This is a genomic window from Sphingobium sp. Ant17 (assembly GCF_000588875.1).
In the GTDB taxonomy this organism is placed as follows: Bacteria; Pseudomonadota; Alphaproteobacteria; order Sphingomonadales; family Sphingomonadaceae; genus Sphingobium.
On the sequence record NZ_JEMV01000199.1, the window covers coordinates 1 to 1,455 of the forward strand.

Sequence of the window (1,455 nt, forward strand, 5' to 3'; positions counted from 1 at the left end):
AACGGCGATCACACCGTGAAATCGAAGCAAGAGGCTCCAACGGCGGGCATGCATAGCATCGAAGTGAGGGTCGATAATGACACGGTCGAACGTGTAACCCTTGATATACGGTACAAAACGAATCCACGTCTGCCCGCCGATCGGGGAAGCAAAAAACGCTACCCGGCGCTCGATCTGACGGTGATCCATGCGTCGGAAGTCGGTGTCCCATTGGGCCGGAAGCCGATACTGTGGAAGCTCGTCACCGATCTGGAAGTTGCCGACCTCGACGCAGCGATCGAGAAAATACGTTGGTATTCGACGCGCTGGAAGATCGAAGTTTTTCATAAGATTCTGAAGTCAGGATGTCGTGCTGAAGATGCCAAGCTTCGCACCGCCGATCGTTTAGCCAACCTTGTCGCGCTGTTTTGTATCGTCAGTTGGCGCGTGATGTGGATGACCATGATGGCACGTGCTGCCCCCGATGCCGATCCGGCGATCGCATTTACAGCAACGGAAATTGCAATCCTCGACCGCCTCGTTACCGATAGCGGGAACCGCCGAGCAAAGCCGGGAACGCTCCAGCTATATCTCACCAAATTGTCCCGCCTTGGCGGTTATCTTGCGCGGATGTCTGACCCCCCGCCTGGCAACACCGTTGTCTGGCGCGGCCTACGACGCCTCGTCGATATCCAAATAGGCGCGGAGCTTGCCACTTGTGGGTAATCGCAAGCGCTACCGGAGGCGTACGGTGGATCACACCGTCAAGCCAACGCAGACTTGTCGTTGACCTTAAGCCGAAGAGGATCACTGAATAACTGACTAGGTTTTGCGGTCGGCTGAGAGTGGCAGTTATAGCCTAAAGCTGAATCTGCCTTATCAGCGGGGCGCGGGCAGCTCAGCTTTGGCTTTTTCCCTACCTCGCTGCACGATAGAATGCGACATGGAAGCAGACTGATCCGAGCGGTGTCACGTTATACTGGATAGTTGGCTCAACGACTCCGGGCGAGTCTTCCGGTGTGAGCACCTTCTCGAATGGCTCTCGTCGGTTATCCGTCACTCTGTATCTCAGGCTACCGCTTTCAACCGTGATGACTCCCCATACCCGTCTTTGGTTGAATGAACATTGAGCAGCCCTTTGGGAGTGGTCTCCTCAGAGAAAGTGTCGGTGCGCTTGTATAATTGCAGCCCCTCAGGAAGGCCTGGGGCTGTAGTGGTCACGCCACTTGTCCTTCGTAAAGCTCCACCTCGCGGTTGATGAGGATGTCCGCGAGGAACCAATAGGCCTCGCCCCATGCATTCAGAATATCGTCGGTTGCAGCCTCTCCCAATACGTCACGGATCGCTGGAAGGAGCGCGTTAGCTACAGCAGGATAGTGATCAGGCTTGATGTGGGTCTGAACGTGGCGTGCGGCAATCCGTTCGATAGCGGGCTTTAGTGCATCCAGCTTGTCGACGTTCTGAGCAAAGGCGAGG

General features: G+C 55.7%; 3 protein-coding genes. 1 reads left to right on the top strand and 2 read right to left on the bottom strand.

Going from position 1 to position 1,455, the window contains the following annotated elements:
* Positions 1–705 (top strand): IS4 family transposase (locus BF95_RS25415; RefSeq protein ID WP_152542944.1); only part of this gene is annotated, 705 nt, incomplete at its 5' end.
* Between the two features lie 190 nt (positions 706–895).
* Here BF95_RS25415 and BF95_RS30195 read toward each other — a convergent pair.
* Positions 896–1,039, bottom strand: a complete 144-nt coding sequence (locus tag BF95_RS30195) for a hypothetical protein (RefSeq protein WP_234831532.1) — start codon at positions 1,037–1,039, stop codon at positions 896–898.
* Between the two features lie 157 nt (positions 1,040–1,196).
* The coding region (locus tag BF95_RS25420) for a globin domain-containing protein (protein ID WP_043155682.1) at positions 1,197–1,455 on the bottom strand (259 nt) is incomplete at its 5' end.